Genomic DNA, 19944 nt, shown 5'->3' on the forward strand with positions numbered 1-19944 from the left:
AAAAAAAGAGCAGGGAAGAAAATATTCTTCCCTGCTCTTTTTTGGGCTCAATCTTTTTGTATAGAGGTAATAATTATCCTATTTTTCTGACTTCCGAGAGGAAGACCCGGACTTCGTTATTCAGTCCACCTGCCTGCTTGGTCAACTCGGATACCGCATCGATCACCGTGTTGGCCTTGTTACCCGTTTGCTCACAGGCATCATTCACTTCCATCATTGACTCCGTAACCTGAGTGGTCCCCGTCGAAGCCTGACTCACGTTGCGTGAAATTTCCTGGGTCGCGGCAGTCTGCTCTTCAACGGCTGCAGCGATGCTGCCAACAGTCTGTTCGATTTCCGAGATGATCCGACTGATATTCTCCATTGCAGTCACTGCTTTTTCAGTGATCGCCTGGACGGCGCCAATCTGACTGGAAATCTCGTCTGTCGCCTTCGCTGTTTGCGAGGCAAGTCCCTTGACCTCATTTGCCACGACAGCAAAGCCTTTTCCGGCATCTCCAGCTCTTGCAGCTTCGATTGTCGCATTCAAGGCCAGAAGATTGGTTTGCTCGGCGATGTCTGTGATCAGCTTGACGACTTCCCCGATCCGTCCTGCACTGGCAACCAGTTCCTGCACAGTCCCCTGGGTATCATTTGCAATGGATGAAGCATTACTGGCTACCTCAGAGGAGCGGGTAGCCTGATTCGATATCTCCTGAATAGAAGCCAGAAGCTCTTCTGTTGCAGCAGCAACAGTCTGAACATTCCCTGACGCTTCATTAGCCGCAGAAACCACAGTCGCTGACTTTGACAAGGTATTGTTTGAAATGTCCGACATTTCCGTCGCACTGTTCGACATTATCTGACTGGCCGATTCAACGGCTTCAAGTACCGATGCCACATTTTTGTCAAACCCGCTTGTCAATTCCTCCAGACGTTTAGCATTGGCGATCTGCCGGGCGCGCTGGGTTTCCTGTTCAACGGCCATCTTGTCCGCTTGCACCATGTTGTCGCGAAAGACTTCCACGGCCCGCCCCATCTCGCCGATCTCGTCCTTCTGGGTCACATGGGGGATTTCCACTTCCATGTCTCTTCCTGCAAGCCGGAGCATTGTAGAGGTAATCAGCTTGATTGGTCCGCCAATGCTTTTGGCCAGGAACAGCAGCAGCGCCAGCGATGCCAGTATCGCCAACCCTGTCGAAATGGCAATGATCAGGGACTGGCGGGAAAAAGCGGCATCCATAGCCAGGGTTTTTTCATCCAGAATCCCGCGCTGACGCTCTGTTGCTTCATCAACGGCTTTAAGCACTTTCTCCAGGAAAGGCCAGCCTTCCCCTTTGCGCTCCATCTCTCTGGCCTGCTCGTGTGTTGCCGGATCAGCCATAAGGGCAATCTGCTTTTCATAGACATTGTCTCGCAGGCTGACAATTGTGGTTTTCAACTCCTGCGCCAAAGCCTTGCCTTCAGGATCGTCCTGGAAAAGAGCTATTAACTTTTCAATATCCTTATCAAAGGCTTCTGTCGTATTTTTGAAAATCCCGACAAGATAGTCATCTGCGGTGACCATGATACCGCGGGTAAGCGAGGTCATATTCAGCAGATGAACCTGAACACTGCGCAATTCAACTGTTGTCTCATAGGCGTGGGCCGCTTGTTTGGCTGCCTTTTCTACCGCCCGGTTTTCAACATATATCAAGGCCGAAAAAGCCAAGATAATAGCCAGTATAACCGACAAACCGACACTTAGCTTCTGGACGATTTTCAGATTGTGGAACCAGTTCATCTTCTCTCCTGTGAGGCCCTGCCTCTCTGGCGTGATCAAACTGCCATTCTCCACAAAATTCATTACTAAAAGTTGAAATCCAGAAAATTTAATCATTCCTGCCAAAGAAAAAGGGCGAAGGGACAAGCCCTTCACCCAACAAAATCACAATTTACAACACATTTTTACTGAGAAAAAACAACGCTGTACTTTGAAAAACCTTCCTTCCCTTCTCCCAGGTACTTCACTGCATCAGAAACCTTAAGAACTTCCTGGCCAGAAGGTGTGCTTTCGAAAACAACCTGAACATTTCCGGTTATCGGTGCAAAGCTCCAGTTATCATCAGCACTGGGGTCAAGGGTTTTCTGATCAAAGATATAGTTGGCCAGGACAGTACGGTTCTCGTCCGGTGCCTGGATAATCACAGTAGATCCATCCAGACCCGGGAAACTTCCACCACCATGAGCCCGATAATTATTGGTCGCGACAATAAATTGTGCTGCCATATCCAGCGGCTTTCCCTGGTAGCTGATATCGACAATCCGGTGGCTGTCGGGGTTTACCACTTCACCTTCCTTGTTATAGCGGGCAGCTTGAGTCAGATCGATTTTGTATTCCACCCCATCGATCACATCAAAATTATAGGAGGGGAAATTACTGTTGAGCAATTCCTGTTCGCCAGCGTTGTCTGGATCAATCTGGTTAAAGGCACCGGCGGACATTTCCAGCCACTCGCGAACCTGTGCACCATTTAGCAAAACGGCACGAAGGGTATTCGGATAGATATAAAGATCAGCCACGTTCTTGAGGGCAATCTGCCCTTCGGGAATGTCAGTATAATAGTCAACACCTCCGCGACCACCAGCTTTGAAAGGCGCCCCTGCCGAAAGAACCGGAATACCGCTGTATTCTGTTCCTTGAATCAATTTTTCAACATACCATTTCTGGGCGTTGGTCACGATCTGGATCGAAGGATCATCCTGAACCAGGGCAAAAAACGAATTGATCCCCGCTCGTGTTGTTCCCACAGCCTTTCCCATAAAAGCAATGGTTTCTTCGTGTTCCTGTTTAACAGCCTCGGCAATTGCCGGATCAGCGTCAACCAGGGCGATTTTGTCGCGTCCCTCACGCTTGTAGATTTCACGCGTGGTCCCCCTACTGTCGACAACTTTCCATTCTCCTTCCGCATCCACCTCCAGTGTCAGGTCTACAACACCAAGGTGACTGCCCCAGAACCCTGGCATGGTTGCAGCAACTCCGTTGATCGTCCCTTTTTCCACATCAACACCTTCAAGGCCGACATAGTCTTCGGATGGAAAAACCTTATGGGCATGACCAAAGAGGATTGCATCCAGTCCCTCTACTTTCGACAGGTAGTATGTCGCGTTTTCATCACGTCCCTGAGACGTCACATCACTCAGACCCGAATGAGGAACAGCAATAATAACATCAGCGCCTTCAGCCTTCATTTGCGGCACATATCGTTGGGCCGTTTCAACGATGTCATGGGTTACGGCCCTTCCCTTGAGATTGGTTTCGTCCCACTGGGTAATCTGGGGTGGCAAAAAGCCGATAACCCCGATCTTGATCGGGTGCTTCACCCCACTGGCATCAACCATTTCACGCTTCAGGATTACATAGGGGTCATACAGAGGCTTGTCATTGGTGGGATCAGCATCTCCATCATCAGCAAAAACATTGGCAGAGATATAGGGGAAAGCAGCATCGTCGATGCTTTCATTCAGGAATTCCAGGCCATAGTTGAACTCGTGGTTCCCCAGATTTCCAACATCGTAATCAAGCAGGTTCATCGCCTTGAAAACCGGATGGATCTCGCCTTCTTTCAGCCCCCGCTCCTTTGCCATATAATCGCCGAGCGGATTACCCTGGATCAGATCGCCGTTATCGATCAGGATCGAATTAGATACTTCACTGCGCGCCTCCTTGATCAGAGAGGCGGTTCTGGCCAAGCCAACAGTTACCGAAGCCTGATCCTGATAATAATCATAATCAACCACATGCACGTGGATATCTGTTGTTTCCAGAATACGGAGCTGAACTTCTGCCGCAAAAGCAGTCGTAACACCTAGGGCAAGAACAGCTGCTCCAGCCAATAAATATCGTTTCATAAACACCACCTGTGAATGAATTCCAGTTCAGTCAGTCTACCCAGCGAAAGTCTTGCCTGCCAAGCGTATATCCATGACATCGCCTTTACAGATTAATTGTGCATCACAAGATTCCCGAAACAGGTATCGGTACTGTGGAAACGCGACGATCTGCCTCGCCAAATTTCACGGGATATGCCCCTGTCCAACTTGCAATCCCCCAGTGAACGAGAGAAAGTAGCCAAAACGAATCCTCTTGGGAGAGAACAAGTGAATAGGAACTACAGTCAGGACCTCGTTGTCCGCCCGCGCCGCACCCGCACGGATGCCTGGACCCGCCGTCTTGTGGCTGAAAACCGTCTCTCGGTCGATGACCTGATCTGGCCCGTCTTTCTGCAGGAAGAAAATGGCTCCTCGGAGGTAGCTTCCATGCCGGGCGTCAAGCGTTACGGACCTGATTGTCTTGTTGATGCCATTGGTGAAGCCATTGATCTGGACATCCCCGCAATCGCCCTGTTCCCCTATAACAATCCAGCAACCAAAACCCCTGATTGCCGCGAAGCCTATAACCCGGACAATCTTATCTGCTCTGCCACCCGGGCCATTCGCAAACATTACAAGGATGTCGCCCTGATCGGGGACGTTGCCCTTGATCCCTATAATTCTGATGGTCATGACGGCCTGCTCAGAAATGGCATTATCCTGAACGACGAGACCGTAGAAATTCTTTGTAAACAGGCCCTCGCCCAGGTCGAAGCAGGCTGTGACTATGTCGGACCATCCGACATGATGGATGGCCGCATTGGGGCGATCAGGGATACGCTGGATGAAGCCGGCCACACCTATGCAAAAATCATGTCCTATACCGCGAAATATGCCAGCGCCTTTTACGGACCATTTCGCGATGCTGTCGGCGCCAAAGGGGCGCTGAAAGGTGACAAGAAAACCTATCAGATGGATCCCGCCAACAGCGAGGAAGCCCTCCGACTGGTCGAACTGGACATGCAACAGGGGGCAGATATGGTCATGGTCAAACCGGGCCTTGCCTATCTCGACATTATTCAGCGGATCAAAAGTACTTTCGGTGTGCCAACCATGGCCTATCAGGTCAGCGGTGAATACGCCATGATCAAGGCGGCTTCCGCCAATGGCTGGCTTGACCATGACGCTGTGATGATGGAAACCCTCATGGCCTTCAAACGCGCCGGAACCGATGCCGTCCTTACGTACTTTGCATTGGATGCTGCCAGAATTTTAAAATAATCCTGTCCGACAGGCAGGTCTTTTAAAGGCAAATCGGAAAATCGGTTATGACTGTTAATACACAACCTTTCCGGTTATGATCAGCGCTGATTTTTAAGGCACCGGACTTTGCGCGGGTGCTATACGACCCCTTTTAAAAGGAGCGTAGAAACAACCGCTCCGCCATAAAACCTGGAGGCAACAATGACTTTACGACTGGGCGATACCGCACCCGATTTTACTCAGGATTCAACCGAAGGTTCGATCAATTTTTATAATTTTGTCGGCGACAGCTGGGCAGTTCTTTTTTCCCACCCAAAAGATTTCACCCCGGTTTGCACCACCGAGCTGGGCTATGTCGGCAAGCTGAAACCCGAATTCGAGAAACGGAACGTCAAGGTTCTTGGCCTGAGCGTAGACCCGCTTTCCGATCACACCCGCTGGGTTGGTGACATCGAGGAAACCCAGGGACACCCCTTTAACTTTCCTCTGCTCGCCGATGCGGACCGTTCGGTCTCCAACCTCTATGACATGATCCACCCCAATGCCAACGACACGCTAACGGTTCGGTCCGTCTTTATTATTGATCCGAACAAGAAAGTCCGCCTGATCATTACCTACCCCGCCAGTACAGGACGGAATTTTGACGAAATTTTACGGGTGATAGATTCCCTGCAGCTCACTGAAAACTACAAGGTCGCAACGCCTGTAAACTGGAAAGACGGCGAAGACGTAATCATCGTCCCTGCCCTGAGTGATGCAGAAGCCAAAGACCGCTTCCCCAAAGGCTGGGTTGCACATAAGCCCTATCTTCGTGTAACGCCTCAACCCAATAAATAAAACGGCACTTCACGACTAAGCCCGGTTTAGAGCCGGGCTTAGTTTTATACCTGTGAGGCTGAGCGGAAAGTTACAAATTATTTGCTACTCGCCTCTGCCCGTGGCCCGCCAATAATAGACCTCCGCAAGCGCTGCAGGGTTGTCTCCTCGCCCAATGCACCACCGAGTTGTTTCAGGTGACTTCGTACCCGGGCGCTCATTGCAACCGTTCCATCGTTCATAAAACCTTCGTGATTTTTCTCGATTTCGGCAAGATCATAGCTGTAATTGACCATCATTCCGGCAGCTTGAGCGATTCCTTTCTCGGATGTATCTCCCAACCAGTTGATCTGATTAAGTTGTGCACCATTTTTGAGATGGAACCTTGCGACAGGGTCAAGGGCGCGACCCTTGGCATCCTTCTCCAGAAAATAGGCCACACAAAGCCGCATCAAGGGGCCGCTTAAAAGCTCGGCCAATTCAGGGTTCTCAAACCATTCCTTGTCCTGGAAGCACAAGAAAATAGCTGTCTTGGCTTCTTCAGCCCCGGTTTTCTTCTTGAGGTTCGCCATTTCTTCTGATGTGACCGCATCCCTGAAGAACTCCTTGCCAAGATCCGCCAGCCAGCTGCGAAAAGCCGGGACAGGTGACAGCGTTGCGAAGCGTTTGATCCAGGGCATTTCATGCGACAAATGTTGCACGACCTGTTTGATCAGCTGTTCACCAAAACTGATTCCGCGCAGACCTGTCTGCGTATTGGTGATGGAATAGAAAATAGCCGTATCGGCATCGCGAGAATTCCCCAGTGGAGCTTCCACATCAAGGATATCCTGTACATTTCTGGCAATGCCTTTAACCAGAGCGACCTCGACAAACGCCAGAGGTTCATCCGGCATCCGTGGGTGGAACAACGCATAGCAGCGCCGATCTGAATCCAGGCGGTTTTTTAAATCCCCCCAAGAAGTAATCTGATGCACCGCTTCATAGGCGATCAGCTTTTCCAAAAGGGCCGCCGAAGTGTTCCAGGTCATTTCAACCAGATCCAGAAACCCCGGATCAAACCATGAGCTCAAGAGCTGTTGCAGGTCCTGGTCAAGTGCTTCGAGATAGGGGTCCTTGCCCTTAAAACCAAGCAGGTCATTCCGCAGATCAACCAGGAACTTCACCCCATTGGGCAGAGCATTAAACTGGGTCAGGAGTTGCAGGCGGCCAGGCATTGCCGCCTGTCGCAGATGGTACGCGGCAATCACACGCTCTGCTTCATTCCTTGAGCTTTCAAATTCAGAGATCGCCTGTTTTATCAACTCTTCGCTGGCACAAAAATCTTTGGCGAGGAGAGTTATAAAAAGTTTGCGGCCTTCCTCATCCATCTCAAGGTAGGCCTGCCCCAGTTCTGCGGTTCGCATTCTTGCAGAAACCTCGCCACCACGACCATTAAGGCAACTTTCCATCATCTTCTTGAGACTTTTCTTGTCGACCAACGTTTCCGAGTTGCTCAACCCCAAAGTCCGGGAAGCGCTCTGGGCAATATCCCGCCAAGCGCCGGCAATATGGGACAGGGCACTACCGACCGGCTGACTCGTCTCTGGCATCATCACTCTCCATCTGGTATCTGGCTCAATAAGATTTGCCTTCCGGCACTAATCTTCAAGGGCCATCCTCATGATATCACTTCCTGCAAAGTTATCTGCGGCATCATTTGTCGCAGTCTGGCAGATTTTTTGTTCAAAAAATCTCGTCAGAAAAATATCTGCTCATAAACTTATTACAGCCCCAATCTTCCACCAGACTCGCCGGAATTATAATCCGACATAATATCATTCAGAGCCATTTTCATGTCCGACACGGAACTCCCCCAAGCATCTCTTTGGTATCGTATAACCTTCAGCTGCTTAGGCACCTGTAGTGCCACCCTGCTTTTTCTCCTGGCAAACTATGGCGCAGGCCTGATCAGCGGCTCTGTGACCTATGCAAGCAGTTATTTTTTACTCCTTGGGACCGGATTGTGTTTCCTTTGCCTCGAACGAAACAGCTGGAAAGGCGATACGATTTTTTGTCTCTCCATCAGTATGGTGGCTGTAGCCCTCTCCTTATCCGGCAGTTTCCTTTGGAAAGATGATGCAATACCGGCAAGTTATCAAATGGCGCTGGTATTGAGCATGATGGTTCTTTTTGCGATCCCGGCTGTCTACTATCAGACAGCACGTCAAAACGGTTGTGCAAAATCAAAGGAAATATTGTTTCCCCGTTACAAATCACTGTTTGAGAATGCCTGGTCCAACAAACTCCTTCTGCTTTTTGCCGGATTGTTTCTTGGCACAGCCTGGGCAATCCTTGGGCTCTGCGGAGAACTGTTTGAGCTTATCAGCATCGATTTTTTCAGTGATTTGTTCACCAGTGAACCTTTTGCCTATATTTTCAGCGGCCTGACATTTGGTCTGGGAGTTTCGCTTGCACGTGAACGGCCCAGAATCATTCAATCCCTGTTACAGATTGTTCTGACTCTGTTCCGTTTTCTTGCCCCACTTCTTGGACTGGTCGCACTTCTTTTCATCCTTACGCTGGCTGTTATGGGACCGGAAAAGCTCTGGGCCACAGGGCATGCTACCCAGTTGCTGCTCACCCTGCTCTTCCTCTTTATTCTTTTTGAAAATGCCGTGATTCAATCCGGAGAGGATAACCAGGGTTTTCCTGGACCTGTGCAATGGCTCATCATGGCTGTAAACGTTACTCTTCCTGCCTTTGCGTTGCTCGCACTTTATGCTGTCTGGCTGCGTGTAGAGCAATATGGCTGGACACCTGAACGTTTTTACATGGCTGTACTTGCCGTTATCGGCCTGATCTATGCCATCAGTTATGCCGTGGCTGTTTTAACCCTATGGAAAAACTGGACCGACCGTATAATCAAGGCCAATCCTGTTATTGCCCTTCTTGTTCTTGTATTTGCAGTTCTCATACACCTGCCGCCATTTGAACCCTACAGGCTCTCGCTCAAAGACCAGATTTCCCGGTTGGAAGATGGGCGGATCAAACCAGCTGACTTTGATTTTTCCTATCTCCGCTTCAGGCTCGGCACCGCCGGACAAAAAGCATTAAAGGACATCGAGAACAACCCCGTACTTATGGCTGATCCTTTGATCGCCAGCCGCATTGAGCAGGTCAAGAAACAGAGCTATTACCAAGCCTCGGCTGACCGGGATGCGCCAGACTATTTGTCGCTGGGGAATTTCACTGATTATCTTGTACTTTACCCGTCAACTATTGAAGTTCCCGGCGATGTAAACAAAGCTTTGGTTGAGAACTATCAATGGGTTTTGTCTTCCTGTTATCAGGAACAACAACCCGAGGCACGCTGTCTCCTTGTTAATCTGGATCTCAACCAAGACAGCCAAAAAGAGTTTCTGCTTATTTCACAATACAACACTGCCTATTCACTCATGCTCCAGCCTGACGGCAGCTGGAAAGCAGGCCCGCAGCTGACAGCAGGATACAACAATGGATCATCCAAAGAGTATCAATCTGCCTTGGAACGTGGGGATTTTCGTCTGACAGCACCCACAATCCAGAACCTGACCATCGGTGATCAACTATTCCAGGTCGAGTTTCCCTATATACTGCAGGAATAATCGAGGCTGGAAAACTTAACCAGCGTTGGCAGCCCGGTTATGGGCTCGCCAGCTCTGGGCTTCAATAAAGACCTTGCGCACATCCGGACGGGCTGTCCGGATCTGCTTTTCCATCCGCGAAATCGTATCTTCAACGTTCTCGGAAGAAACCCCGTCTTTGAAGTCCAGCGAGAGAGTAACCAGAATATCCATCGGTCCGTTCTGCAGCGACAGTATCTCGTTGGTTTTCAATACATGGCTTTGCTGCGCTATGATCCGGCGAATAGCCACCTCTACTTCGGGATCAGCACCTTCACCGACCAGTAATCCCTTGGTTTCATAGGCCAACACCCAGGCAATCGCAGCCAACAGGATTCCGATGGCGACAGAAGCCACACCATCCAGTTCTGGTATGTCCAGCCACAGTCCCAGAGCAAGACCAAGCGTTGCAACGATCAAACCAAGCATTGCCGCTGAATCTTCCAGCAGTACCGCAAAAATTGACGGATCTTTACTCGCAGAAACAGCTGCAAAATATTTGCCGTCTTTCACACTGGTTCTGAATTCGCGAAAGGCAATAATCCAGGCCGCTCCCTCGAACACCATAGCCGCCCCCAGAACGATAAAGTTGACCATGGGGTTTTCAATCGGTTCGGGATTAAAGATTTTATGAATGCCTTCATAAATCGACACCCCAGACCCCACTGCAAAAATCAGCAAGGCTACAACAAAAGCCCAGAAATACAGCTCACGACCATACCCATAGGGATGCCGTGCATCAGGAGATCGCTTGGATCGATGCAAACCGTAAAGCAGCAGACCCTGGTTCCCTGTATCGACCGCAGAGTGGATTGCTTCGGAGAACATGGCCGAGCTTCCGGTATAGGCTGCAGCCCCTGCCTTGGTAATGGCAATAAGGAAGTTTCCTGCCAAAGCAGCAAAAATTACAACCCGTGACGAATGACCTGCCATACCTGTTCTCCCGTTAGCGGTGAGGAACGCAACTTATTCTGCTGCTGTTCTTTTTCAAAAGAAGCGACATAATAGGCAACATCCGGGAAGGTTCAATCCTCTTCTTGCACCCGTCAACAGTCTGTCGAGTTTTCATGATCCGTTTTTTCAGATTTTTCAGCCGCGCAGTTCTCGCTCTCATCTGCCTGTTGCTGCTCTTGTCACTTGGAGCCTATCTCTGGTTGCGCAGTTCTCTGCCCCAGATGTCAGGCGAGATCACCCTTCAGAGTCTGCAAGAACCGGCCATAATTTCGCGCGATCAGGATGGTTTGACCACAATCAGGGCAAGAAATGAAGCCGATGCTTTCAGAGCGCTTGGCTTTGCCCATGCCCAGGACCGTTTGTGGCAGATGGATTTCATGCGCCGTGCTGGCGCGGGTCGTTTGTCGGAAGTCAGTGGTCAGGCAACGCTTGAGATTGATCGTTTTATGCGCACTCTTGGTCTCTACAGACTGGCAGAAGCAAATTATCAGCAGCTTTCTCCGGCAACAAAGATGATTTTTGAAGCCTACAGCGAGGGCGTTAATGCCTACATCGCTCAACACCAAGGCATACTCCCCCCGGAATTTTTACTTCTCGAGTACACACCAGAGCCCTGGCAACCTATTGACTCCCTCGTCTGGGGACGGCTTATGGCTCTGCAGCTATCCGATAATTTCAACCGGGAACTCTTGCGCCAGCGGCTGTTTGTCAAGCTGCCATCTTCCGAGATTGACCAGCTATGGCCACAAGATCCGGCAGATCCTGGCATCATCGTTCCCGAGAAATTTTCGGAAAACCAGGAGATGCAGGAACTGAACAAGGTCGCGGGTGGGGAAATCCCTCTCCCTTGGCCCCTTGCCCCCAAAGATGCCTCCAATGCCTGGGTTATCGCTGCCGAGCGCAGCACCACAGGGGGAGCAATCCTGGCAAACGACCCTCATCTTGCGCTTGATGCCCCTGGTCCCTGGTATCTCGCCCGTATTGAAACACCCGGCTTCACCTGGGCCGGCGCAACAGCCCCCGGCGTCCCCCTGATGGTCCTAGGGCACAATGGACATATTGCCTGGGGCTTTACGACAACCCACGGCGACACACAGGACCTGTTTATTGAACAGGTTGCCCAGGATGATCCTGAAAAATACCTCACTCCCAAAGGATACAAGCTGTTCGATAGTCGCATCGAGACCATCAGGATCAAAGATCAGCCGGATCATAAACTGGCTGTTCGCCTGAGCAGACACGGCCCAATCATCTCACCCGTCCTCCGCCAAACCACTGCGACCGGTTCAGCTCCCCTTGCCCTCTCCTGGGCGGCCCTGCGTGAAGACGACAAGACGGCCGAAGCTCTCTTTAACATCAACCGTGCGCACAACTGGCAGGAATTTGAAGCTGCCCTTGAAAACTTCCACTCCCCCCAACAAACACTCGTGATGGCAGATACCTCAGGAAATATTGCCCTGGCCGCTGCGGGGCGCGTCCCTTTGCGCCGGGATGGTGATGGCAGATATCCCGCTTTCGGTGCCACAGACCTTTACGACTGGACAGGCTTTATTCCCGATAAAGACAGGCCCCAGTCAGTCAATCCCGCGAATGGAAAACTGGTGACCGCCAATAACCGTCTGGTTGGCCCGGAATATCCTTATCTGATCACGCAGGACTGGCCAAATTCATATCGTGCCAGACGCATTCATCAGTTGATCGATGCCAAGGAGAAGCTCTCCCTTGAAGATAATATCGCCATTCAGATGGATACCCTCTCGCTCGCCGCCCAGGAACTGCTGCCCCTGTTGCTGGAGATTGAGACGACGGCGCCACAGGAACAGAGAATTCTTGAAAAACTGGGACTGTGGAACGGGGATATGAGGCCGGATATCAACGAGCCAGTATTATTTCATCGCTGGATCTACTGGTTGAACCGTACAGCCTTTGGCCAGCTCCCCAGTGACTCCGAGTCTTTCCAATCCCCGGACATTCTTCGTTTGGCCCGCTTGATCCAGACCCGTCCTGAAAACTGGTGCCAATATGGAGAAAAACTTTCCACCGAACTGACCAGTGAGCATAACTGCCGGAATCAGTTGGCTGCCAGTCTGAAACAACTTGCCCTCGAAATTCCCGATCCGGATCTGGTTCAGAATTGGGGGGAAAGCCATAAAGTTCACTTCAAACATCCCATATACGACAGAATTCCCGTCTTGGACCGTCTCTTTCGTCTTGAGATTGCAACGGCAGGGTCCCACGACACTGTCAACCGAGGAAGTCCTTCCTTGCACGAGAGCCAAAACCTGTCATTTCCCAACGTTCACGGGCCTTCTTTTCGGGCAGTTTATGACTTGACCAACCTTGATAATTCAAGCTTCCTGTTAGCTACCGGGCAGTCAGGGAATCCTCTATCAGGCTTTTACGGTAACTTCCTGTCGCGTTGGCGAGACGGGATTTATGTAAAGCTTGATGGCAGTCAAAAACAACATACCGGAGACCATCTGGCCCTGATCCCGGAAAAATGAGGAATAACAATAACACCAATTAAGAAACGGGATTGATAGGGTGACAGTAACAATTGACGAGATCCGCAAGGCAGCGGGCGAAATCCACGGGGAAGTGGTCAGGACACCTTTTGTACATGCCAAACGCCTTTCTGACATTCTGGGCTGCGAGCTTTATCTCAAACTGGAGAGCCAGCAGTATAGCGGTTCTTTCAAGGACCGTGGTGCACTTTACCGCATCAAAAACCTCACGCCGGAACAACGTAAAAAAGGCGTGATTGCCATGTCAGCCGGCAACCATGCCCAAGGCGTTGCCCTCCATGCAAAGCGCCTGGGTATCCCGGCCACAATTGTCATGCCCGAAACAGCGCCTTTCAGCAAAATTGAACGAACCCGTGCTCTGGGAGCCAAGGTTATTCTTTCCGGAGAAACCCTGGATGATTCGCGCAAGGTTGTGGACGAAATTGTTGCCCGCGACGGAACGATCTTCATCCATCCCTATGACGACGAGTATGTTATTGCCGGTCAGGGCACCATCGGACTGGAAATGCTGGAAGATCAGCCGGACCTCGATGCCATTGTTGTTCCCATTGGCGGCGGCGGGATTCTCTCCGGGATCTCCATTGCCAGTCAGGCACTCAAGCCCGGGATCAAACTTTATGGTGTAGAAGCAAATCTTTTCCCCTCCATGTCCCAGGCGCTGAAACATCAGCCCGCAACCTCGGGCGGGTCAACCATGGCCGACGGCATCGCCGTCAAGGAACCGGGCAAACTCACCCGTGAGATCATTGACCAGCGGGTCGAGGAAATTTTCCTGGTCGACGAAAGCCAGATCGAGACCGCCATCCTGACACTGGTGGAAGAACAGAAAGTTGTTTCCGAAGGTGCTGGCGCAACTGGCGTTGCGGCTATCATTGCCAATGCAGACAAATTCAAGGGAATGAAAATCGCCACGGTTATCTGTGGCGGCAACATTGATGCCCGAATGCTGTCCGGATTGTTAATGCGTGGCCTGATGCGCGACAACCGTCTGGTGCGCATTCGCACCGAGATGGTTGATCAGCCCGGACTGCTGGCCAAGATATCCCGTATCATCGGCCTGACACGAGGCAACATTATTGATGTGATGCATCAGCGCCATTATTACGATGTGCCTGCCAAGATGGTAGAGATCGACTTCATTGTCGAGACCCGGGATCAGGCACATGTCGATGAGATCATCACGAAGCTGGAAGAGGAAGGCATCAAAACCCGCATTCTCTCCAGTCGTTCCACAGACTAGTTTCTGAAAACCTGATAACGTGAGGAATGCTTAATGTTTTCCTGCGTTATCAGGTTGTTATCTGGAAACCAATTAATCAGAGGTTTTGAAATACCACTGGCAACAACTGTCCGACTTGCTCATACTTCCCCAAAAGAAATTCCGAAAATATACCCCAGATATATACCCCCGAGAATACAGGGAAACCATTGACATGAATGAGAAGCCGTCCAATTCAAACCGTCTGGCCTTTGCCACCAGAACCATTCATGCCGGGCAATACCCTGATCCGAGTACGGGCGCAATCATGCAACCGATCTATGCAACCTCGACCTATGTTCAGGACGGCCTTGGGGTAAACAAGGGCTATATGTACAGCCGCACTGAAAATCCGACACGACAGGCTTATGAACGCTGCATTGCTGATCTTGAAAGCGGTTCAATCGGCCTGGCCTTTGCTTCAGGCCTCGCCGCAATCAGCACGGTTCTCGACCTGCTTGATAGTGGCGACCATGTCATTGCCATGCAGGATCTCTATGGCGGCACCCACCGTCTTTTTCGGGATGTCCGTCCCCGTTCTGCCGGGTTGAAATTCGATTTTGTCGATCTGTCAGATCTTGAGGCTTTGAAGGCGGCCATCCGTCCAGAAACCAGATTGATCTGGCTGGAAACCCCAACCAATCCCCTGTTGCAACTGGTAGACCTTGAGGCCATCGCCGCGATTGCAAGAAGCAGGAATATTCTTACCTGCTGCGACAACACCTTTTCTTCCCCATGGGTTCAGCGTCCTCTGGAGCTTGGTATTGATATGGTGATGCACTCGGCGACCAAGTACCTCAATGGTCACTCGGATATGATCGGGGGTATCCTTGTTGTTGGCAACAACAGGGAGCTCGGCGAGCGGGTCAAATATCTGCAAAACGCCCTTGGTGCCATTCAGGGACCATTTGATGCTTTTCTGGCGCTGAGAGGCTTGAAAACACTTGCCTTGAGAATGGAGCGTCATTGCGACAACGCCCTGAAAATCGCAAGTTACCTTGAACAGCACAGCAAAATTGAAACAACACTCTACCCCGGCCTGCCTTCCCATCCCCAGTATCAACTCTGCCAACAGCAGATGAAGGCTGGCGGCGGCATTATCACTTTCAAAGTCAAAGGAGGCTTGAATGAAGCAAAACGAGTCCTCGAACGTGTGGAGATTTTTGCTTTGGCGGTCAGCCTTGGTGGGGTTGAAAGCCTGATTGAACATCCCGCAAGCATGACCCATGCAGCCGTTCCTGCTGAACATCGTGCCCAGATCGGCATCACCGACAATCTGATCCGTCTGTCCGTCGGGATTGAAGAGGCCGACGACCTAATCAAAGATCTGCAGCAGGCACTGGACTAGTCGAAAATCTGTCAGTCCTTATTTATCTTCCGTCACAAATTGATTGGATCAGGTCGTTTTTGAAACCACCGATATCAGGAAAGAGTTGCTAGTCTTCCTCTATCAATAGGGCTTGGACGCGAGGCTTCTGTGGTGATATTTTCCAAAGTCAACTGGGCCGGGCTACTGCAGAACTGTGCGACTGTCTGTAAAAGTTCGCCGGCTCCAATGGGGCCAGAGATCGCTCAAAAAATTGACCGACTTCCTGCCTTCGAAACCGTCATTCCCAAAACAGAACAAAGTTTCTCGCCCCCACAACCTCTTTTGGACAATGCTTTTGGTCAGAGCTTACAGCCCCTCCTGCCTTTTTTACCCTGGACACTGCGCTACAGAACAGACGATCCAGAACAAGAAAAATACGGCTGGGTTGAGCTGGTCGGGCCCGATGGTGTTCAATCAGCGAAAGATTTTCGCCTGGGAATCTTCTGGCAAGCCCCCTGGGAGAACTATCCCCCGCATCAGCATAATGCAGAGGAACTCTATTGTATTATTTCCGGCGAAGCAGAATGGCAAAGAGGGCAAGAACACTTTAGACCTCGCCCAGCAGGGGCATCATTCTTTCATAGCAGCAGACAAATCCATTCAACCCGCACGGGGTCAGAACCTATCCTGGCTCTCTGGGCCTGGCAGGGACAGATTGACTGGGAAAGCTACAGCGTCAAGCCGTTGTAATGCTGTCGGTTTTATTCTATTTCAACGCCGCGGTACTTGCCTTTGAAATAGAGCAGCGGGTTACCTTCTGTGCCCAACAACAGCTGTTCGACCTTACCCACAACAATAATATGATCCCCTGCATCAAAGCGGGCATGCATGGAACAGTCCAGGTTGGCCAGACAGCCCGCGAGGATTGGCACCCCGGTTTGCAAGGTCGTTGTTTTCACACCATCCCAGCGTTCTTCAGCAAAAGCAAAACGGTTTGAAATATCCTGTTGCTTATCTGACAGAACATTGATCGCAAAGGCATCCCCCTCTTCAAAAGCGGGAAGACAATTGGAACGTTTGTCGATACAAAAAAGCACCAATGGGGGGTCCAGGGAAACGGAAGAGAACGAGTTCGCGGTTAACCCATGGGGTATACCTGCTTTGTCCCGGGTCGTCACAACAGTAACCCCGGTGGCAAAATTTCCTAACGCTTTGCGAAACTCAACCGTATCAAAAGCCATTACAACACTACTGCCCCAAGCGAATTTATTTATTTTCCAGCCTATTTTAACCGCACCCTACAAAGAAACCGGGGCAGAAAACAACCCAATCTTTCTTTTGCACGACAAATATAACAATCCAACAACAAGTAATTCCTAAGAGTACCTCCAAACCTCGCATTTTTCCCGCTTTCCAAACCCTGTGCTTCTCCCGGATATATGGCTAAGAACCTTTACAGAACCAGCTCCCCTCATTGTTCGTTCCATAGCGAAGCATTTTTCTTTGAAAGCTGTCATACTTGTTAATCGAGCTCCGGTTATTCAATCCGGGCATTTGAAAAGGTACAGCAAATTGGACAGTATTTCATTATATCTACCCGGAATTTTTCTGGCTTATTCTGCCTTCCTACTCGGGATTGCAAGCCCGGGTCCCAACGTTCTTGCTGTCATTGGCACGTCCATGGAGGTTGGGCGTAAATCAGGAATTGCGCTGGCTCTGGGTGTCGCGACCGGATCGTTTTTCTGGGCAGTATTAACCACTGCTGGCTTGTCAGCCTTGTTGTCCAGCTATGCCGTGGCCTTGACCGTTATAAAAATTGGCGGAGGACTATATTTATTATGGCTGGCGTATAAGGCTTTTAGAGCCTCCAGCTCTAAACATGATATTTCAGCAACCGCTTTAGCGGGAGAAAAGCGCAGTCCAACCGGATACTTTCTGCGAGGGTTAACCGTACAGATGACCAATCCCAAAGCGGCCCTCTCCTGGATCGCCATTATTTCTCTCGGGCTCAGCCAAGATGCCCCTCTCTGGGTCGCCCTCACAATCATTGCCGGAACATCTTTGCTGTCTATTACTATCCACCTTCTCTATGCCATAGCTTTTTCTACACCCACAATGGTGCGGCTATACAGTAAAACGCGGCGGGGAATTCAATTCGTTCTCGGCTCATTTTTTGCTTTCGCCGGCCTCAGGCTTTTGTCCTCAAAGCTTTGAAAAAGATCTGCTGAAAAATCTCCACAGAATCACCAGAACGGGTCAATCAGTAAAAATCTGACTGTTCCTTTACGATCAAATAGATTATCAGGCTGGGGCAAGATGAATCTTTCCCAGCTTAATTAATCGACCCAGGGCATCATATGACACGGTTACAGGCAAACTTTCTGATGCTGATCGCAGCAGCGATCTGGGGCTCGACATTTGTAATCCAGCAACTTGCCATGGAAACGCTGGGGCCGATGACCTTCACCGCAGCCCGTTTCTTTCTGGGCATGCTCGTGGTGCTGCCTCTTGCTGTACGTGAACAAAAAAAACGCAGATCTGCTTCTGCCGATACTTCGTATTATCATCTTGCCCCATCTGACTGGATCATGATGATCGGGATCGGCGTTGTTCTTTGCATCGGAACAGTGGTCCAGCAAATTGGCATTATCCATACCACAGTGACAAATGCAGGTTTTCTGACCGCACTCTATGTTCCTCTGGTTCCTCTTCTTGGTCTGATTTTCTTTCGTACCCGCCCACACTGGATAACCTGGGTTGCTATTGCCTGCTCCCTTAGTGGAACCTTTCTGATCAGCGGCATGGACTCAAGCTTCACCCTGGGTTATGGCGATGCCCTGGTAGTCAGCTCTTCTGTCTTCTGGGGGCTGCATGTCCTCTCGGTCGGACTTGTTGCATCCAGAACCAGCATGCCCCTCACATTGGCGGCTGTACAGTTCGCCGTTTGTGCTGTTATCGCAGCACTCGGCGGGATGCTGACCGAAACCGTATCTGTAGCAGCACTGCTCGATACTTTCTGGTCAATAGCCTATGCCGGAGCCGTATCTGTCGGCCTGGCTTTCACCCTCCAGGTCGTTGGCCAAAGTTATACCCAGCCCGCGGATGCTGCACTTATTCTCAGCATGGAAACTGTCTTCGCGGCTCTTGCTGGCGCCCTCTTTCTACAAGAGCGTATTGGTAGTACAGAAGCCGTCGGATGTGCCCTTATCCTCAGTGCGATTCTGATGGTCGAAATCCTCCCGCAACTTCTGCGCCGGAAAATCCGCTTCTCATAAAATCCTGCCATCCACCCGGAATAAAGGGATAACCAGAAAGTAAAGACGGGAAAAATCTACACCAAACTGAACTAGCTTTTTTTCCCCTGTTTTTACAGATAATTACCACTTGTTAACCTTATTCACTGATGATGCAGCATTAGAATAGTTCAACAGGAATAGATCTTCGGTCATGACAGTTATTTTAGGTATCGTCATCGTTATCGCTTGTGTGATAGGCGGTTATATGGCTGGCGGTGGACACCTTGGCGTGCTGTGGCAACCCTTCGAGTTTGTTATTATTCTCGGTGCCGGGATCGGTGCAACAATTTGTGCCAACACCAAAGCGACCTTGAAAGCGATCGGCGGTGCTTTTGGCCGCATGGTCAAGGGACCTGCCTACACCAAGGCTGATTTTCTTGAGCTGTTGTGCCTGCAATACCAGATTTTCAAACTGGCAAAGACCAAGGGAATGCTTGCTCTTGAACAGCATGTCGAAAACCCTGGTGAATCCACGCTCTTTGCCCAGTTCCCCAAATTTCATGGTGATCATCATGCCGTGGATTTTGTCTGTGATTACCTCCGGCTGATGAGCCTTGGGGCCGATAAACCCCATGAAATCGAAAGCCTGATGGACCAGGAGCTCGAGGTTCATCATTTGGAAGAAGCCAACGTTGCCAGCGCCCTCGCTGGATTGGGGGATGGGCTGCCAGCCCTCGGGATCGTCGCCGCCGTTCTTGGGGTGATTCACACGATGGGATCGATCAGTGAACCTCCTGAAATTCTTGGGAAGCTGATTGGCGCGGCCCTAGTGGGTACGTTTTCCGGGATTCTCGCATCCTATGGCTTTGTTGCTCCAATGGCATCCGCATTTACCCGAGTTGCCGAAGAAGATACCCGCTATTACGAATGCCTTAAAGCCGGTATTCTTGCCCACATGGCAGGCAATGCACCGACGGTATCTGTGGAATATGCCAGAAAGACCTTGATGTCCCATGTGCGCCCCAGCTTCTATGAGGTAGAAGAAGCAGCTAACGGTTTGCCACAACCGGGTTAAACCATCTTATTTCCGTCTAACTTCTCAACAATA

At 50.6% G+C, this 19944-nt stretch carries 15 protein-coding genes; 10 read left to right on the forward strand and 5 right to left on the reverse strand.

The annotated features are described in order from the left end of the window. Nucleotides 1-73: 73 nt before the first annotated feature. Both O4H49_RS05115 and O4H49_RS05120 read right to left on the reverse strand, forming a co-directional pair. A complete protein-coding gene (locus O4H49_RS05115; RefSeq protein WP_269422358.1) occupies nucleotides 74-1762 on the reverse strand; it encodes a methyl-accepting chemotaxis protein in 1689 nt (562 codons plus the stop codon). A 164-nt stretch (nucleotides 1763-1926) separates the two neighbouring features. Then, nucleotides 1927-3870 carry a bifunctional 2',3'-cyclic-nucleotide 2'-phosphodiesterase/3'-nucleotidase gene (locus tag O4H49_RS05120; RefSeq protein ID WP_269422359.1) on the reverse strand — a complete coding sequence of 648 codons (1944 nt, stop codon included), beginning with the start codon at nucleotides 3868-3870 and terminating at the stop codon, nucleotides 1927-1929. Nucleotides 3871-4119: 249 nt separating this feature from the next. On the opposite strand from O4H49_RS05120, the gene hemB reads away from it, so the two are divergent. Both hemB and O4H49_RS05130 read left to right on the forward strand, forming a co-directional pair. Continuing rightward, the gene (gene hemB, locus O4H49_RS05125; protein WP_269422360.1) at nucleotides 4120-5112 is read left to right on the forward strand and encodes a porphobilinogen synthase; all 993 of its coding nucleotides are present in this window, start codon (nucleotides 4120-4122) and stop codon (nucleotides 5110-5112) included. 183 nt (nucleotides 5113-5295) lie between these two features. Further along, nucleotides 5296-5931 (forward strand): peroxiredoxin, encoded by a 636-nt coding sequence (locus O4H49_RS05130; protein ID WP_269422361.1) that lies wholly within the window; start codon nucleotides 5296-5298, stop codon nucleotides 5929-5931. 77 nt (nucleotides 5932-6008) lie between these two features. On the opposite strand, the gene O4H49_RS05135 is transcribed toward O4H49_RS05130, so the two are convergent. Further along, nucleotides 6009-7505 (reverse strand): malonyl-CoA decarboxylase, encoded by a 1497-nt coding sequence (locus O4H49_RS05135; RefSeq protein ID WP_269422362.1) that lies wholly within the window; start codon nucleotides 7503-7505, stop codon nucleotides 6009-6011. 240 nt (nucleotides 7506-7745) lie between these two features. On the opposite strand from O4H49_RS05135, the gene O4H49_RS05140 reads away from it, so the two are divergent. Further along, nucleotides 7746-9536: a DUF4153 domain-containing protein gene (locus tag O4H49_RS05140; protein ID WP_269422363.1), complete on the forward strand. Its 1791-nt coding sequence runs from the start codon at nucleotides 7746-7748 to the stop codon at nucleotides 9534-9536. A 15-nt stretch (nucleotides 9537-9551) separates the two neighbouring features. On the opposite strand, the gene O4H49_RS05145 is transcribed toward O4H49_RS05140, so the two are convergent. Next, a complete protein-coding gene (locus O4H49_RS05145; protein ID WP_269422364.1) occupies nucleotides 9552-10487 on the reverse strand; it encodes a cation diffusion facilitator family transporter in 936 nt (311 codons plus the stop codon). Nucleotides 10488-10621: 134 nt separating this feature from the next. Between O4H49_RS05145 and O4H49_RS05150 the strand changes: the two genes are divergently transcribed. The 4 genes from O4H49_RS05150 to O4H49_RS05165 all read left to right on the forward strand — a co-directional run bounded on the left by O4H49_RS05150 (nucleotide 10622) and on the right by O4H49_RS05165 (nucleotide 16350). Beyond that, nucleotides 10622-13012: a penicillin acylase family protein gene (locus O4H49_RS05150; protein WP_269422365.1), complete on the forward strand. Its 2391-nt coding sequence runs from the start codon at nucleotides 10622-10624 to the stop codon at nucleotides 13010-13012. Between the two features lie 40 nt (nucleotides 13013-13052). Continuing rightward, entirely contained in the window at nucleotides 13053-14273 is a 1221-nt protein-coding gene (locus O4H49_RS05155; RefSeq protein ID WP_269422366.1) for a threonine ammonia-lyase, read from the forward strand. Nucleotides 14274-14466: 193 nt separating this feature from the next. Then, a complete protein-coding gene (locus O4H49_RS05160) occupies nucleotides 14467-15639 on the forward strand; it encodes a trans-sulfuration enzyme family protein (protein ID WP_269422367.1) in 1173 nt (390 codons plus the stop codon). Between the two features lie 132 nt (nucleotides 15640-15771). Continuing rightward, nucleotides 15772-16350 carry a dimethylsulfonioproprionate lyase family protein gene (locus O4H49_RS05165; RefSeq protein WP_269422368.1) on the forward strand — a complete coding sequence of 193 codons (579 nt, stop codon included), beginning with the start codon at nucleotides 15772-15774 and terminating at the stop codon, nucleotides 16348-16350. Between the two features lie 11 nt (nucleotides 16351-16361). On the opposite strand, the gene O4H49_RS05170 is transcribed toward O4H49_RS05165, so the two are convergent. Further along, entirely contained in the window at nucleotides 16362-16841 is a 480-nt protein-coding gene (locus O4H49_RS05170; protein WP_269422369.1) for a flavin reductase family protein, read from the reverse strand. Between the two features lie 331 nt (nucleotides 16842-17172). On the opposite strand from O4H49_RS05170, the gene O4H49_RS05175 reads away from it, so the two are divergent. The 3 genes from O4H49_RS05175 to motA all read left to right on the forward strand — a co-directional run bounded on the left by O4H49_RS05175 (nucleotide 17173) and on the right by motA (nucleotide 19911). Continuing rightward, nucleotides 17173-17814: a LysE family translocator gene (locus O4H49_RS05175; protein WP_269422370.1), complete on the forward strand. Its 642-nt coding sequence runs from the start codon at nucleotides 17173-17175 to the stop codon at nucleotides 17812-17814. A 143-nt stretch (nucleotides 17815-17957) separates the two neighbouring features. Next, a complete protein-coding gene (locus O4H49_RS05180) occupies nucleotides 17958-18875 on the forward strand; it encodes a DMT family transporter (RefSeq protein ID WP_269422371.1) in 918 nt (305 codons plus the stop codon). A gap of 172 nt (nucleotides 18876-19047) precedes the next feature. Next, nucleotides 19048-19911 carry a flagellar motor stator protein MotA gene (gene motA, locus O4H49_RS05185; RefSeq protein ID WP_269422372.1) on the forward strand — a complete coding sequence of 288 codons (864 nt, stop codon included), beginning with the start codon at nucleotides 19048-19050 and terminating at the stop codon, nucleotides 19909-19911. Nucleotides 19912-19944 lie beyond the last annotated feature (33 nt).

Source organism: Kiloniella laminariae (assembly GCF_027214005.1).
Lineage (GTDB): Bacteria > Pseudomonadota > Alphaproteobacteria > Kiloniellales > Kiloniellaceae > Kiloniella > Kiloniella laminariae_A.

Excerpts from the sequence above, each read along its gene's own strand:
- O4H49_RS05180 (WP_269422371.1), top strand. The coding sequence starts at position 17,958 with ATGACACGGTTACAGGCAAACTTTCTGATGCTGATCGCAGCAGCGATC.
- O4H49_RS05140 (WP_269422363.1), top strand. The coding sequence starts at position 7,746 with ATGTCCGACACGGAACTCCCCCAAGCATCTCTTTGGTATCGTATAACC.
- O4H49_RS05135 (WP_269422362.1), bottom strand. The coding sequence starts at position 7,505 with ATGATGCCAGAGACGAGTCAGCCGGTCGGTAGTGCCCTGTCCCATATT.
- O4H49_RS05120 (WP_269422359.1), bottom strand. The coding sequence starts at position 3,870 with ATGAAACGATATTTATTGGCTGGAGCAGCTGTTCTTGCCCTAGGTGTT.
- motA (WP_269422372.1), top strand. The coding sequence starts at position 19,048 with ATGACAGTTATTTTAGGTATCGTCATCGTTATCGCTTGTGTGATAGGC.
- O4H49_RS05170 (WP_269422369.1), bottom strand. The coding sequence starts at position 16,841 with ATGGCTTTTGATACGGTTGAGTTTCGCAAAGCGTTAGGAAATTTTGCC.
- O4H49_RS05150 (WP_269422365.1), top strand. The coding sequence starts at position 10,622 with ATGATCCGTTTTTTCAGATTTTTCAGCCGCGCAGTTCTCGCTCTCATC.
- O4H49_RS05115 (WP_269422358.1), bottom strand. The coding sequence starts at position 1,762 with ATGAACTGGTTCCACAATCTGAAAATCGTCCAGAAGCTAAGTGTCGGT.
- O4H49_RS05160 (WP_269422367.1), top strand. The coding sequence starts at position 14,467 with ATGAATGAGAAGCCGTCCAATTCAAACCGTCTGGCCTTTGCCACCAGA.
- O4H49_RS05130 (WP_269422361.1), top strand. The coding sequence starts at position 5,296 with ATGACTTTACGACTGGGCGATACCGCACCCGATTTTACTCAGGATTCA.
- O4H49_RS05145 (WP_269422364.1), bottom strand. The coding sequence starts at position 10,487 with ATGGCAGGTCATTCGTCACGGGTTGTAATTTTTGCTGCTTTGGCAGGA.